The organism is Caballeronia grimmiae, from assembly GCF_000698555.1.
GTDB lineage: Bacteria > Pseudomonadota > Gammaproteobacteria > Burkholderiales > Burkholderiaceae > Caballeronia > Caballeronia grimmiae.
In genome coordinates this window covers 319814-332278 of record NZ_JFHE01000001.1, presented here as the reverse complement: position 1 = coordinate 332278, position 12465 = coordinate 319814, and the positions used below count along the sequence as shown (strand labels likewise).

Here is a 12465-nt window from a genome sequence, read left to right as displayed (position 1 = left end):
TTCGCCGTGAGGCGGAGCGTGTGTTAACCCCTTAACCCCGTGCGGCTTCGCGCACTTACCGGTCTAGTGTCCGGCTTTTCCGGGCCATTCAGGACCACCGCGCCAAGGCTGTGCAAATTCCGATTTTTATGTCCGACCTGCAAACCTCCACCCCGAATACCGAATCTTTCGCGGCTCTGTTCGAAGAGTCGCTGACCAAGCAGGACATGCGCGCCGGCGAAGTGATCTCCGCCGAAGTCGTGCGTGTCGACCACAACTTCGTGGTCGTCAACGCTGGTCTCAAGTCCGAAGCCTATATTCCGCTCGAAGAATTCCTGAACGACGCGGGTGAAGTGGAAGTGCAGGCGGGCGACTTCGTTTCCGTCGCGATCGACGCGCTGGAAAACGGCTATGGCGACACCATCCTGTCGCGCGACAAGGCGAAGCGCCTCGCTTCGTGGCTGTCGCTGGAAAAGGCGCTGGACAACAACGAACTTGTCACCGGCACCATCACCGGCAAGGTGAAGGGCGGCATGACCGTGATGGTCAACGGCATCCGCGCGTTCCTGCCGGGTTCGCTCGTCGACACGCGTCCGGTCAAGGACACGACGCCGTACGAAGGCAAGACGCTCGAATTCCGCGTCATCAAGCTGGACCGCAAGCGTAACAACGTCGTGCTGTCGCGCCGTGCCGTGATCGAAGCTACCCAAGGCGAAGAGCGCGCAAAGCTGCTCGAAACGCTGAAGGAAGGCGCGATCGTCGAAGGCGTGGTCAAGAACATCACCGACTACGGCGCGTTCGTGGACCTCGGCGGCATCGACGGCCTGCTGCACATCACCGACATCGCATGGCGTCGCGTGCGTCACCCGTCGGAAGTGCTGTCGGTCGGCCAGGAAGTCACGGCCAAGATCCTCAAGTTCGACCAAGAAAAGAACCGCGTTTCGCTCGGCATCAAGCAACTGGGCGACGATCCGTGGGAAGGCATTTCGCGCCGTTACCCGTCGGGCACGCGCCTGTTCGGCAAGGTCACGAACATCACCGACTACGGCGCATTCGTCGAAGTGGAATCGGGCATCGAAGGCCTTGTCCACGTTTCGGAAATGGACTGGACCAACAAGAACGTTGCGCCGTCGAAGGTCGTTCAGCTCGGTGACGAAGTCGAAGTCATGGTTCTCGAAATCGACGAAGACCGCCGCCGTATCTCCCTCGGCATGAAGCAGTGCAAGCCGAATCCGTGGGATGACTTCAGCCGCAACTTCAAGAAGGGCGACAAGATCAGCGGCGCCATCAAGTCGATCACCGACTTCGGCGTGTTCATCGGTCTGCCTGGCGGCATCGACGGTCTGGTTCACCTGTCGGACCTGTCGTGGTCGGAAACCGGCGAAGAAGCCGTGCGCAAGTACAAGAAGGGCGACGAAGTCGAAGCCGTGGTTCTGGGCATCGACGTCGAGAAGGAACGCATCTCGCTCGGCATCAAGCAGCTCGAAGGCGATCCGTTCAGCAACTTCGTCGCGATCAACGACAAGGGCGCTATCGTTGACGGCGTCGTGAAGTCGGTCGATCCGAAGGGTGCGGTTGTTACCCTGTCCGGCGAAATCGAAGGCTACCTGCGCGCTTCGGAAATCGCACAGGACCGCGTGGAAGATGCGCGCAACGTGCTGAAGGAAGGCGACAAGGTCAACGCGATGATCATCAACATCGATCGCAAGTCGCGCGGCATCAACCTGTCGATCAAGGCGAAGGATTCGGCGGAGCAGCAGGAAGCCATGCGCGGCCTGCAGTCTTCGGATTCGAACGCCGCCGCGACCGGCACGACCAACCTCGGCGCGCTGCTCAAGGCCAAGCTCGACGGCCAGAACAGCTAAGCCTTAAAGGCATTGCTGCAGTATGACCAAAAGTGAATTGGTCGCCCAGTTGGCGCTGCGATTTCCGCAACTTGTCCTCAAGGACGCGGATTTCGCAGTGAAGACGATGCTCGATGCGATGTCCGAGGCGCTTGCCAACGGTCATCGCATTGAGATTCGCGGCTTCGGCAGCTTCGGGCTCAACCGTCGTCCGTCGCGCGTCGGGCGCAATCCCAAGTCGGGTGAAAAAGTGCTGGTGCCGGAGAAATTCGTGCCGCACTTCAAGCCGGGCAAAGAATTGCGCGAACGCGTCGATGGCCGCGCGGGCGAGCCGCTGAAGGCGTCGAATGACGACGATGCGGACGATCTCTGATCGGCGCGCATCGGCGCCGGCCGGCTCCCGCCATGCGGGCAGACCGGTCGTCGCGACGTCCGGCCATGAGGCAATCGACCAGAAAAGCACCCCTCGGGGTGCTTTTTTTACGTCTCGAGCAGGCGAGCGCGTCTGTGACACTGTCCGGACGTTCGGTAGCGCACACAGATGCTTACATTCCTACTAAAGCCTTGCCCGTGCTTCGGTGTCCCCGGCCAGATGCATCCATTACAATACCGGTCACTTTGACTCGGGTAATCACGTAGGCCGACCACGACGGGAAGGCTGCGGGATGCGACCGCTTTTGCGAGACCGTACATGAAATTCATCGTCTGGCTGATCCGCGTTCTGGTCTTCGTGCTGCTGCTCGTGCTGGCGCTCGCCAATACCCAGACGGCCACGCTGAATTTCCTTGCAGGCTACGCCTGGGACGCGCCGCTGATTCTCATCGGTCTGGCTTTCTTCGTCGTCGGCCTGCTGGCCGGGCTGGTGTCGGCCGTTCCGGCGATGCTGCGCGTGCGGATGGAGAACGGGCGTCTGAAGCGGGAACTGCGCGTTGCGCGCGAAACGCCGGTCGTCAAGGAAGAACCGCCGATGCCGCCGCTCATTTGAGCGCACCCGTCGCTGCGATACGTGGCGGGACCCCGCAACAGCAGACACCTAACCGACTCAACCACACATTCGCATGGATCTAGACTTCTGGTGGCTGCTCGTGATTCCCGTAGCCTTCGCGCTCGGATGGATGGCGTCGCGCTACGATCTCAAAACGCTGCTGTCCGAGAATGCGAATCTGCCACGCTCCTATTTTCGCGGCTTAAACTTCCTGCTCAACGAGCAACACGACAAGGCGATCGACGCGTTCGTCGAAGTCGCCAAACTGGACCCCGAAACCATCGAATTGCACTTCGCGCTCGGCAACCTGTTTCGCCGGCGCGGGGAAACGGATCGCGCGATCCGCGTGCATCAGAATCTGTTGAGCCGGGCGGATTTGCCCGTCGCCGAACGCGATCACGCGCTGTATGAACTGGGTCAGGACTTCCTGAAAGCCGGCCTGCTTGACCGCGCCGAAGAAACCTTCCGCTCGCTGGAAGCAGGCGAATACTCGCTTGGCGCACAGCGCGCGCTGCTGACCATCTACGAGATCGAGAAGGACTGGCCGAAGTCGATCGTGACGGCGGAACGCATCGAGAAGATGGGCGCGCCGTCGCTGCACATGGAAATTGCGCACTTTCATTGCGAACTCGCGCAGGAAGCGTTGCAACGCAAGAATCTCGACGAAGCACGCGCCGAACTGAAGCTCGCGCTGGCATCGAACCCGGACAACGTGCGCGCGACGATCCTCGCGGGCGATGTCGAAGCCGCCGCCGGCAACGTCGAAGCTGCGATTGCCGTGTGGAAGCGCGTGGAAGCGCAGAACGAGGCGTATCTGCCGCTCGTCGCCGAGAAGCTGATGAAGGCGTACGCGGCGCTCGGGCGCAAGGACGAGGGCGTCGATCTGCTGACCGATTACGCAAGCCGCTATCCGTCGAACGACCTGCTCGATGTCGCGTACAAGCATGTTCAGGAACTGCGCGGTCTCGATGCAGCGCACGCGCTCGCACGCAAGCAGATGCAGATCGCGCCGAATCTCGCCGGCATGACGCGACTGCTCGAAGCGCAGGAAGCGACCGCCGAGGAGCCGCGCCGCGGCGAACTGGAACTCATGCGCACGCTCGTCAAGCAGCGCACCAAGAATCTGCCGCGGTACACGTGCCAAACGTGTGGATTCCGCGCCCGTCTTTTTTATTGGCAATGCCCCGGATGCAGCGGCTGGGAAACTTACGCGCCGCGACGCGTCGAACCCATCACGAGCTCGGCCTGAATTGCAGCACGGCGGGCGTGTTCATTCGAACGCCCGCCACGGCCGGCACCTTTGAAACCAACGGAGCGTTATGAAAGTTACTATCGTGGGTACGGGTTATGTCGGTCTGGTGACCGGCGCATGTCTCGCTGAAATCGGCAATGACGTATTTTGTGTCGACGTCGATGCGCGCAAGATCGATATCCTGAATAGTGGCGGCGTACCGATTCACGAGCCCGGCCTGCAGGAAATGCTCCGGCGCTGCCGCGCGGCAGGGCGCATCCAGTTCTCCACCGACGTCAAGGCGAGCGTGGAGCACGGCGACATTCAATTCATCGCGGTCGGCACCCCGCCCGACGAAGACGGCTCCGCAGACCTGCAGTACGTGCTCGCGGCGGCGCGCAACATCGGACGCTATTCGAACGGCTTCAAGGTGATCGTCGATAAGTCGACGGTGCCGGTCGGCACGGCGCTGCAAGTGAAGCGCGTCGTCGACGAAGAGCTGAAGGCGCGCGGGCTCGAAGGCGCGGACAAGCACGGCTTCTCCGTCGTTTCGAACCCCGAGTTCCTGAAGGAAGGCGCGGCGGTGGACGACTTCATGCGTCCGGACCGCATCGTGATCGGCATCGACGACGATCAGGCCGGCAATCGCGCGCGCGAAATGATGAAGCGCCTCTACGCGCCGTTCAACCGCAATCACGAACGCACGCTGTACATGGATGTGCGCTCCGCCGAGTTCACGAAATACGCGGCCAACGCGATGCTCGCGACGCGCATCTCGTTCATGAACGATCTCTCGAATCTCGCCGATGTCGTCAACGCCGATATCGAATCGGTGCGGCGCGGTATTGGCTCGGACCCGCGCATCGGCTATCACTTCCTGTATGCGGGCTGCGGTTACGGCGGCTCCTGTTTCCCGAAGGACGTGCAGGCGCTCGTGCAGACGGCGCGCGAGAACGGGCATCGGCTGCGGATCCTGGAAGCCGTGGAAGAGGTCAACGACGCGCAGAAGGAAGTGCTCGTCAACAAGATCGTCAAGCGCATGGGCGAAGACCTGCGTGGCCGCACGTTCGCCGTGTGGGGACTCGCATTCAAGCCGAACACGGACGACATGCGCGAGGCGTCGAGCCGTCGTCTTATTGCGTCGCTGCTCGAACGCGGCGCGACCGTGCGCGCGTATGATCCGGTAGCGATGCAGGAAGCGCAGCGCGTGTTCGCACTCGATCTGGCCGATCGCAAGAGCGACATGGACCGTCTGCATTTCGTGAACACGCAGCAGGAAGCGTTGACGGGCTCGGATGCGCTCGTCATCGTGACGGAATGGAAGGAATTCAAGAGCCCCGACTTCGGGCATTTGAAGAGCGAGCTGAAGATGCCGGTCATCTTCGATGGCCGCAATCTGTATGAACCGGAAACGATGGCTGAACTAGGCATTGATTATTTTGCAATAGGACGTCCCCATGTCGAACTCGACGGCAATGGCAGCCGGCAGTAAGCCGGCAAATATCCCTGTGGTGTCGCGCGCCCGCATTTCGGCGGCGCGCGTGCTGGTGGTCGGCGATGTCATGCTCGACCGGTACTGGTTCGGCGATGTGAACCGCATATCGCCGGAAGCGCCCGTGCCGGTCGTGCATGTGCAGAAGAAGGAAGATCGCTTGGGCGGCGCGGCGAACGTCGCACGCAACGCGGCGGCGCTCGGCGCGCAGGCGGGCCTGCTCTGCGTCGTGGGGCATGACGAACCCGGCGAGCGCATCGTCGAATTGCTCGGCGAAAGCCGGGTGACGGGCCACCTCGCCCGCGATGCCGAACTGCTCACGACCATCAAGCTGCGCGTGTTGTCGCGCCAGCAACAACTGCTGCGCGTCGACTTCGAGAACACGCCGAATCACGAAGTGCTGCGTGCATGCCTCGCACGCTTCACCGAACTGCTGCCGCAGCACGACGTCATCCTGATGTCCGATTACGCGAAGGGCGGCCTCACGCACGTCACGCAAATGATCAGCGACGCGCGCGCCGCCGGCAAACCCGTGCTCGTCGATCCAAAGGGCGACGACTGGGAACGCTATCGCGGCGCAACGCTGATCACGCCGAATCGCGCGGAGCTGCGCGAAGTGATCGGCCAGTGGAAGTCCGAAGAAGACCTGCACGAGCGCGTGACGAAACTCCGCGCCGACCTCGACCTGAGCGCGCTGCTGCTGACGCGTTCGGAAGAAGGCATGACGCTCTTCACCGAGAACGAAGTGCTGCACAATTCGGCCGAAGCGCGCGAAGTGTATGATGTATCGGGCGCGGGCGACACCGTCATTGCAACGGTTGCAACGATGCTCGGCGCGGGCGTGCCCCTCGTCGACTCCATCGTCTATGCGAATCGCGCGGCGGGCATCGTCGTCGGCAAGCTCGGCACGGCGACCGTCGATTACAACGAACTCTTCGCCTGATCCTACCTGATTACTTCGCCATGACCTTTATCGTTACCGGGGCGGCCGGCTTCATCGGCAGCAACATCGTCAAGGCGCTCAACGAGCGCGGCGAAAACCGCGTGATTGCGGTCGACAATCTCACGCGCGCGGACAAGTTCAAGAATCTGGTCGACTGCGAGATCGACGATTACCTCGACAAGACCGAATTCGTCGAGCGTTTTCGCCGTGGCGATTTCGGCCGGGTGCGTGCAGTGTTCCATGAAGGCGCGTGCTCGGACACGATGGAAACCGACGGCCGCTACATGATGGACAACAACTTCCGCTATAGCCGGGACGTGATGGACATCTGTCTCGAGCAGGGCGCGCAGTTTCTGTATGCGTCGTCGGCTGCGACCTATGGCGGTTCGAGCCGCTTTGTCGAAGAGCGCGAAGTCGAAAAGCCGCTCAACGTCTACGGCTACTCGAAGTTCCTGTTCGACCAGGTCGTGCGTCAGGTCTTGCCGAAGGCGGGCAGTCAGATTGTCGGCTTCCGGTACTTCAACGTGTACGGCCCGCGTGAGACGCACAAGGGGCGCATGGCGTCGGTCGCGTTCCACAACTTCAACCAGTTCCGCTCCGAGGGCAAGGTCAAGCTCTTCGGCGAGTACAACGGCTACGGCGCGGGCGAGCAGACGCGCGACTTCGTGTCCGTCGAAGACGTGGTGAAGGTCAATCTGCACTTCCTCGATCATCCGGAGAAGTCGGGCATCTTCAACCTCGGCACGGGACGCGCGCAGCCGTTTAACGACATCGCGTCGACGGTGGTGAACTCGCTGCGGTCGATGAATGGCGAAGCGCCGCTCTCGCTCGCGGAGCTGGTGCAGCGGGGGCTGATCGAGTACATTCCGTTCCCCGACGCCCTGCGCGGCAAGTACCAGTGCTTCACGCAAGCCGACCAGACGCGCCTGCGCGCTGCCGGCTACGACGCGCCGTTCCTCACGGTTCAGGAAGGCGTCGATCGCTACGTGCGTTGGCTATTCGGCCAGCTTTAAACGCCTTTCAAGTCTCTCTACACTGGGTCTCGCGGTCGGCACTGTTCGCCGGCCGGTTCTTCTGGAGACCAGTATGTTCAAGCAAGCACTCTCAACGATCGTCGCCCTGGCGCTGACCCTTTCCATCGGTTCGGCGTTCGCGGCGGTCGATGTCAACACCGCCAATACCGATGCGCTGCGCGGCATCAAGGGCATTGGTCCGGCAAAGGCGAAAGCCATTCTCGACGAGCGACAGGCGCACGGCCCGTTCAAGGACGCGGCCGATCTTAGTTCGCGCGTGAAGGGCATGGGCGGCAAGACGGTGCAGCGTCTGGAGGCAGAGGGCCTGAGCATCGGCAACGCGCCCAAGACGGCTGCCGCAAGCGCGGGCGGCGCGAATCATGTCAGCGCGACGCCGGTGGCTTCGTCGGCGGGCTCGAAGCCTGTCGTCGTGAAGAAGTAAGCAGCGCGGCATGCCGGCGGAGCCTCGCCGCCGGTATGCCGAATCGGTCACGCTCCTTCAGCCTTCGGATGTTTTGGGCTCCCCGCGGTTTGCCTCACCGCGGGTTTTTTGCGTGAGCGAGGAAGCCATTGGCGCATGAGGGGCGCGACGCATCGGAAAGACCGGTGGGCTACAATCGTTTCATTCCCTCATCACAATCTCTGAACGCGGTCCAAGCATTCGCCGCGGGATTCGACATCCGGTTCGCTATGGCTTACATGACTATCGAAGACACGATCGGCAACACGCCGCTCGTGCAACTCGTCCGCGTCGTGGACGATGAAATCCGCAGCCGCAACAACGTCGTGTTGGGCAAGCTCGAAGGCAACAACCCGGCGGGCTCCGTGAAAGACCGGCCAGCTTTGTCGATGATCAGGAAAGCTGAAGAGCGCGGCCGCATCAAGCCGGGCGACACGCTGATCGAAGCGACGAGCGGCAACACGGGCATCGCGCTCGCAATGGCCGCCGCTGTGCGCGGCTACAAGATGGTGCTGATTCTGCCGGAGGATCTGTCGATCGAGCGCCGTCAGAGCATGGGCGCGTACGGCGCGCAGATCATTCTGACGCCGGTAACGGGCGGCATGGAATACGCCCGCGATCTCGCGGACCAGATGCAACGCGACGGCAAGGGCATCATCCTCGACCAGTTCGCCAATCCGGACAATCCGCTCGCGCACTACGAGACCACCGGCCCGGAACTCTGGCAGCAGACCGAAGGCCGCATCACGCATTTCGTCTCGTCGATGGGCACGACGGGCACGATCATGGGCGTGTCGCGGTATCTGAAAGAGAAGAACGAGAAGATCGAGATCGTCGGGGCGCAGCCGGAAGAAGGCTCGCGTATTCCGGGCATCCGTAAATGGCCGGAAGCGTATATGCCGAAGATTTTCGATCGCAGCCGCGTCGATCGTGTGGAAAACGTGAGTCAGGCCGCGTCGGAAGCGATGGCCCGCCGGCTCGCATCGGTCGAAGGCATCTTCGCCGGTATTTCGTCGGGCGGCGCGTGTGAAGTGGCGCTGCGTGTCGCGCGTCAGGTCGAGAACGCGACCATCGTGTTCGTCGTTTGCGATCGCGGCGATCGCTATCTGTCGACGGGCGTGTTTCCTGCCTGACCGATGACGACGCGCGGACCAACCGCGCGTCGCACTTGAGCTTACTGGTCGGCGCCCGTGGCCGCCATGCGCGCCTTCACCGCCTCGCCGAGCTGATACACGGCGAGCGCATAGAAGAAGCTGCGGTTATAGCGCGTGAGCACATAGAAGTTCTTCAGTCCGAGCGTGTACTCGGTGGCGCGCCCGGGCGTCGGCAGATCGACGACGGTCAGCGGCGTCGCCGCCTCGGCCGCAACATTCAGCCCCGGCTCGGCCATCAGCATGCCGGCCTTCGTCAGTTGCGAGAGCGACCAGTGCGGCTCCGCCTGTCCATCGGCGGCGGCTTGGGCGATGCCCTGGCTGCCTTCATCTCCCGCGATGCGCCACACGACCGGACGGCCCGGTTCCCAGCCGTTCTGCTTCAGATAATTCGCGACGCTGCCGATCGCATCGGCCTGGCTCGTGCGCAGATCGATGCGGCTGTTGCCGTCGAAATCGACCGCGTATTGCACGATGCTGCTCGGCAGGAACTGCGGAATGCCGATCGCGCCGGTGTACGAACCGAGCACGGTGGTCGGATCGATCTGCGAATCGCGCGTCCACACCAGCAGGTCTTCCAGGTTCTTGCGGAACGTCGCCTGACGTTCGAGCCGGTTCGGCGTATTCGGATAGTCGAACGTGAGCGTGGTCAGCGCGTCGAGCGCGCGGAAGTTGCCCATGTATCGCCCGTAGATGGTTTCCACGCCGATGATCCCGACGATCACCTCGGGCGGCACGCCGAACTGCGCGGACGCGCGCTGCAGCGTCGCCTGATTCGCGCGCCAGAATTTCACGCCCGCGTCGATGCGAATCGGCTCGATGAAGCGCGACTGGTACACACGCCAGTTTTTCGTCGATGGCGTCGGCGAGGGCAGCACGAGCTTCACTGCTGTCGCGGAATAGCTGACGCGATTGAACAGGTCGTGCAGCTTCGCGGCATCGAAGTCGTAACGCGCGACCATGTCGTTGATGAAAGCATCGACATTCGCGTTGTTCGCATAACGCTGCGGCACGATCTCTTCTTCGAACACTTGCCCTTGCGCGGTGCTCTGCGGCTGCTGCGATTGCGCGACGGCACTGTTGCCGGACATGACGCCGATCGCGCAGAAAAGAGATGCGATGAACGCGCGCGTCAGCGGCCTGAAGGTGGAGTCGAGCGGGGCAAACTGAAAAGTCATAGTGTGCGTGATGAGGCGATATGGGGCGATGCCGGATGTTCGAGCGCGCTTGGAGCGACGCGTCGCTATTCCCGATGCAAGAATGCTCAACCGGACGCAACGTCCTGCGACGAACCATCGACGATGCTTGCCTGTCGAGGCGTCGGGGCAGTATAACCGACGCCCCTTGCGCGCAAGGCCGATGCCCGCCCGGAAGGCGGCCGTTTGAAACGGTGTGGTAACTTAACGCCAAATACGCGGCGCGGGAATCGCGTATGACGAAAAAACACGAGACGAGAGCCGACGACAACGGCACTGCGAGACATCATGGCCACCGGCTTCTATACCCATCCCGACTGCCTCCAGCATGACAACGGCCAGTGGCATCCCGAGTGCCCGGCGCGGCTGCAGGCCATCGAAGACCAGCTCATCGCGAGCCGGATCGATTCCCTGATCGAGCGCGAGGAAGCGCCGCTCGCCGAGGAAACCGACCTCGCGCGCGTGCATACGCAGGCGCATATCGACTACATCAAGAGCCGCACGCCCGAGCAGGGACGAAGCGAACTGGACCCCGATACGTCGATGTGTCCGGCTTCCTACCGCGCGGCGTTGCGTGCTGCGGGCGCGGCCATCGCGGCTACCGACGCCGTCATGGAAGGGCGATACGACAACGCATTCTGCAGCGTGCGTCCGCCGGGGCACCACGCGGAGCCCGCCCGCGCGATGGGCTTTTGCCTCTTTAACAACGTCGCCATCGCGGCGCGTCACGCGCTCGAAGTGCATGGCCTGGAGCGCGTCGCGGTCATCGATTTCGATGTGCATCACGGCAACGGCACCGAGGCCGCCTTCACCGGCGATCCGCGCGTGCTGATGTGCAGCTTCTTCCAGCATCCGTTTTATCCGTTCAGTGGCGCGGACAATCACGCATCGAACATGGTGAACGTGCCGCTGCCGGCGCGCACCAAGGGCATGGCCGTGCGCGAAGTCGTCGATCTCATGTGGCTGCCGCGTCTGAACGAATTCAAGCCGCAAATGCTGTTCGTCTCGGCCGGCTTCGACGCGCATCGCGAAGACGATCTGGGCAACATGGGCCTCGTCGAGGACGACTACGCGTGGATCACCGAGCAGATTCGCGCCGTGGCGAAGCGGCACGCGCAAGGGCGCATCGTCAGCTGTCTCGAAGGCGGTTACAACCTGTCGGCGCTTGGGCGCAGCGTCGTCGCGCACTTGCGGGCGCTGGCCGAAATTTAAGCCGAGCGGCTGCGCGCATAGTCGGCGCGCACGAGCGTCCAGTCGATCAGTGCGCGAATCACGCGGTCGCGATCCAGATCGTTGAGCGTCTCGTGATAGCTGCCTTCGTAGATTGCGAGGGTGGCGTCGGTCGAACCGGCGCTGGCTTCGAATTCGCGGCTGCCCGCGGGATCGCAGATCGCGTCGGCGCCGCCATGAAAGATCAAGTAGGGCACCGTGATGTTCGCGCGCTTCGCCGCAATGCGTTCCATCGCTGCAAGAATCTGCGCAGCGGTGCGCGCGGTCACGGGTCCGTGATGCACGAGCGGGTCGCGCCGATAAGCCTCCACGACGCCGGGCGCACGCGATAGCAACGCGGCATCGATTTGGAACGCGCGCCAGCGTGGCAACACCGTGCCGACGATTCGCGCCAGCTTCGCCTTCCAGCCCGGCATGTCCTTGCCGGGCCGGAGCGCGGGGCTCGACAGGATCATGCCCGCAAGCGTTCCTTCTTCCGCCCGCTCGGCCGCATGCAACGCGGCGACGGTCCCGCCCATGCTGTGGCCCATGAGGAAAAGCGGCGTATCGGCGGGAGGCGTGGCGGCGCATGCTTCGAGCAGGACGGCGGCATCGCTCAGATAGTCGTCGAAAACGCGCACATACGCGCGCTCACCCGACGACTTGCCGTGGCCGCGCAAGTCCAGCGCGATCACTTCGATGCCGGCCGCATTCAACGTCTGTGCGAGCGCGTCATAGCGTCCGGCATGCTCGCCCAGTCCGTGCAGCAACGCAATGCGCGCCTGCGGCTCCATAGGCGGCGACGGCTGCCAGCGGTGCAGAAACAGTTCGACGCCCTGTCGCGTAGTGATGGTGCTCGTCGAATAGACGTTTCGTGCCATGAGCGCTTAAATATCCAGCGGTAATTAGTCGATCGGAATTCATTATTAAACAGAATGATGTGCGTCCTGTAAAATCGCTTC

The 12465-nt window shown here is 62.6% G+C and carries 12 protein-coding genes; 10 read left to right on the top strand and 2 right to left on the bottom strand.

The features are described 5' to 3' along the window. The first annotated feature begins 110 nt into the window (after positions 1–110). From rpsA to cysM, 9 genes are all read left to right on the top strand, one after another. Positions 111–1844 (top strand): 30S ribosomal protein S1, encoded by a 1734-nt coding sequence (gene rpsA, locus BG57_RS01620; protein ID WP_174447177.1) that lies wholly within the window; start codon positions 111–113, stop codon positions 1842–1844. 22 nt (positions 1845–1866) lie between these two features. Next, positions 1867–2196, top strand: a complete 330-nt coding sequence (locus tag BG57_RS01615; protein WP_035959682.1) for an integration host factor subunit beta — start codon at positions 1867–1869, stop codon at positions 2194–2196. A gap of 318 nt (positions 2197–2514) precedes the next feature. Then, the gene (locus BG57_RS01610) at positions 2515–2808 is read left to right on the top strand and encodes a LapA family protein (RefSeq protein WP_035959681.1); all 294 of its coding nucleotides are present in this window, start codon (positions 2515–2517) and stop codon (positions 2806–2808) included. Between the two features lie 73 nt (positions 2809–2881). Continuing rightward, the gene (lapB, locus tag BG57_RS01605; protein ID WP_035959680.1) at positions 2882–4057 is read left to right on the top strand and encodes a lipopolysaccharide assembly protein LapB; all 1176 of its coding nucleotides are present in this window, start codon (positions 2882–2884) and stop codon (positions 4055–4057) included. A 70-nt stretch (positions 4058–4127) separates the two neighbouring features. After that, the gene (locus tag BG57_RS01600) at positions 4128–5531 is read left to right on the top strand and encodes a UDP-glucose dehydrogenase family protein (protein ID WP_035959678.1); all 1404 of its coding nucleotides are present in this window, start codon (positions 4128–4130) and stop codon (positions 5529–5531) included. Then, positions 5497–6474 carry a D-glycero-beta-D-manno-heptose-7-phosphate kinase gene (gene rfaE1, locus BG57_RS01595; RefSeq protein WP_075583075.1) on the top strand — a complete coding sequence of 326 codons (978 nt, stop codon included), beginning with the start codon at positions 5497–5499 and terminating at the stop codon, positions 6472–6474. Before BG57_RS01600 ends, rfaE1 begins: the two co-directional genes overlap by 35 nt. Positions 6475–6494: 20 nt before the next feature. Beyond that, positions 6495–7487 carry an ADP-glyceromanno-heptose 6-epimerase gene (gene rfaD / locus BG57_RS01590; RefSeq protein ID WP_035959677.1) on the top strand — a complete coding sequence of 331 codons (993 nt, stop codon included), beginning with the start codon at positions 6495–6497 and terminating at the stop codon, positions 7485–7487. Between the two features lie 73 nt (positions 7488–7560). Next, positions 7561–7929 carry a ComEA family DNA-binding protein gene (locus tag BG57_RS01585; protein ID WP_035959676.1) on the top strand — a complete coding sequence of 123 codons (369 nt, stop codon included), beginning with the start codon at positions 7561–7563 and terminating at the stop codon, positions 7927–7929. Positions 7930–8177: 248 nt separating this feature from the next. Beyond that, positions 8178–9080 carry a cysteine synthase CysM gene (gene cysM / locus BG57_RS01580; RefSeq protein ID WP_035959675.1) on the top strand — a complete coding sequence of 301 codons (903 nt, stop codon included), beginning with the start codon at positions 8178–8180 and terminating at the stop codon, positions 9078–9080. A 41-nt stretch (positions 9081–9121) separates the two neighbouring features. On the opposite strand, the gene mltB is transcribed toward cysM, so the two are convergent. Next, positions 9122–10276, bottom strand: coding sequence for a lytic murein transglycosylase B (gene mltB / locus BG57_RS01575; protein WP_035959674.1), 1155 nt, complete (start codon positions 10274–10276; stop codon positions 9122–9124). 306 nt (positions 10277–10582) lie between these two features. Between mltB and BG57_RS01570 the strand changes: the two genes are divergently transcribed. Beyond that, complete coding sequence (locus BG57_RS01570) at positions 10583–11506, top strand: histone deacetylase family protein (RefSeq protein ID WP_035959673.1); 924 nt, start codon at positions 10583–10585, stop codon at positions 11504–11506. Here BG57_RS01570 and BG57_RS01565 read toward each other — a convergent pair. Then, complete coding sequence (locus BG57_RS01565; RefSeq protein ID WP_035959670.1) at positions 11503–12384, bottom strand: alpha/beta hydrolase; 882 nt, start codon at positions 12382–12384, stop codon at positions 11503–11505. The two genes, BG57_RS01570 and BG57_RS01565, sit on opposite strands and share 4 nt — an antisense overlap. Positions 12385–12465: the final 81 nt, after the last annotated feature.

Bases quoted from the DNA above. Each gene is read 5' to 3' on its own strand.
- mltB (WP_035959674.1), bottom strand. From the start codon at position 10,276: ATGACTTTTCAGTTTGCCCCGCTCGACTCCACCTTCAGGCCGCTGACG.
- BG57_RS01570 (WP_035959673.1), top strand. From the start codon at position 10,583: ATGGCCACCGGCTTCTATACCCATCCCGACTGCCTCCAGCATGACAAC.
- rfaE1 (WP_075583075.1), top strand. From the start codon at position 5,497: ATGTCGAACTCGACGGCAATGGCAGCCGGCAGTAAGCCGGCAAATATC.
- BG57_RS01610 (WP_035959681.1), top strand. From the start codon at position 2,515: ATGAAATTCATCGTCTGGCTGATCCGCGTTCTGGTCTTCGTGCTGCTG.
- cysM (WP_035959675.1), top strand. From the start codon at position 8,178: ATGGCTTACATGACTATCGAAGACACGATCGGCAACACGCCGCTCGTG.
- lapB (WP_035959680.1), top strand. From the start codon at position 2,882: ATGGATCTAGACTTCTGGTGGCTGCTCGTGATTCCCGTAGCCTTCGCG.
- BG57_RS01615 (WP_035959682.1), top strand. From the start codon at position 1,867: ATGACCAAAAGTGAATTGGTCGCCCAGTTGGCGCTGCGATTTCCGCAA.
- rfaD (WP_035959677.1), top strand. From the start codon at position 6,495: ATGACCTTTATCGTTACCGGGGCGGCCGGCTTCATCGGCAGCAACATC.
- BG57_RS01585 (WP_035959676.1), top strand. From the start codon at position 7,561: ATGTTCAAGCAAGCACTCTCAACGATCGTCGCCCTGGCGCTGACCCTT.
- BG57_RS01600 (WP_035959678.1), top strand. From the start codon at position 4,128: ATGAAAGTTACTATCGTGGGTACGGGTTATGTCGGTCTGGTGACCGGC.
- BG57_RS01565 (WP_035959670.1), bottom strand. From the start codon at position 12,384: ATGGCACGAAACGTCTATTCGACGAGCACCATCACTACGCGACAGGGC.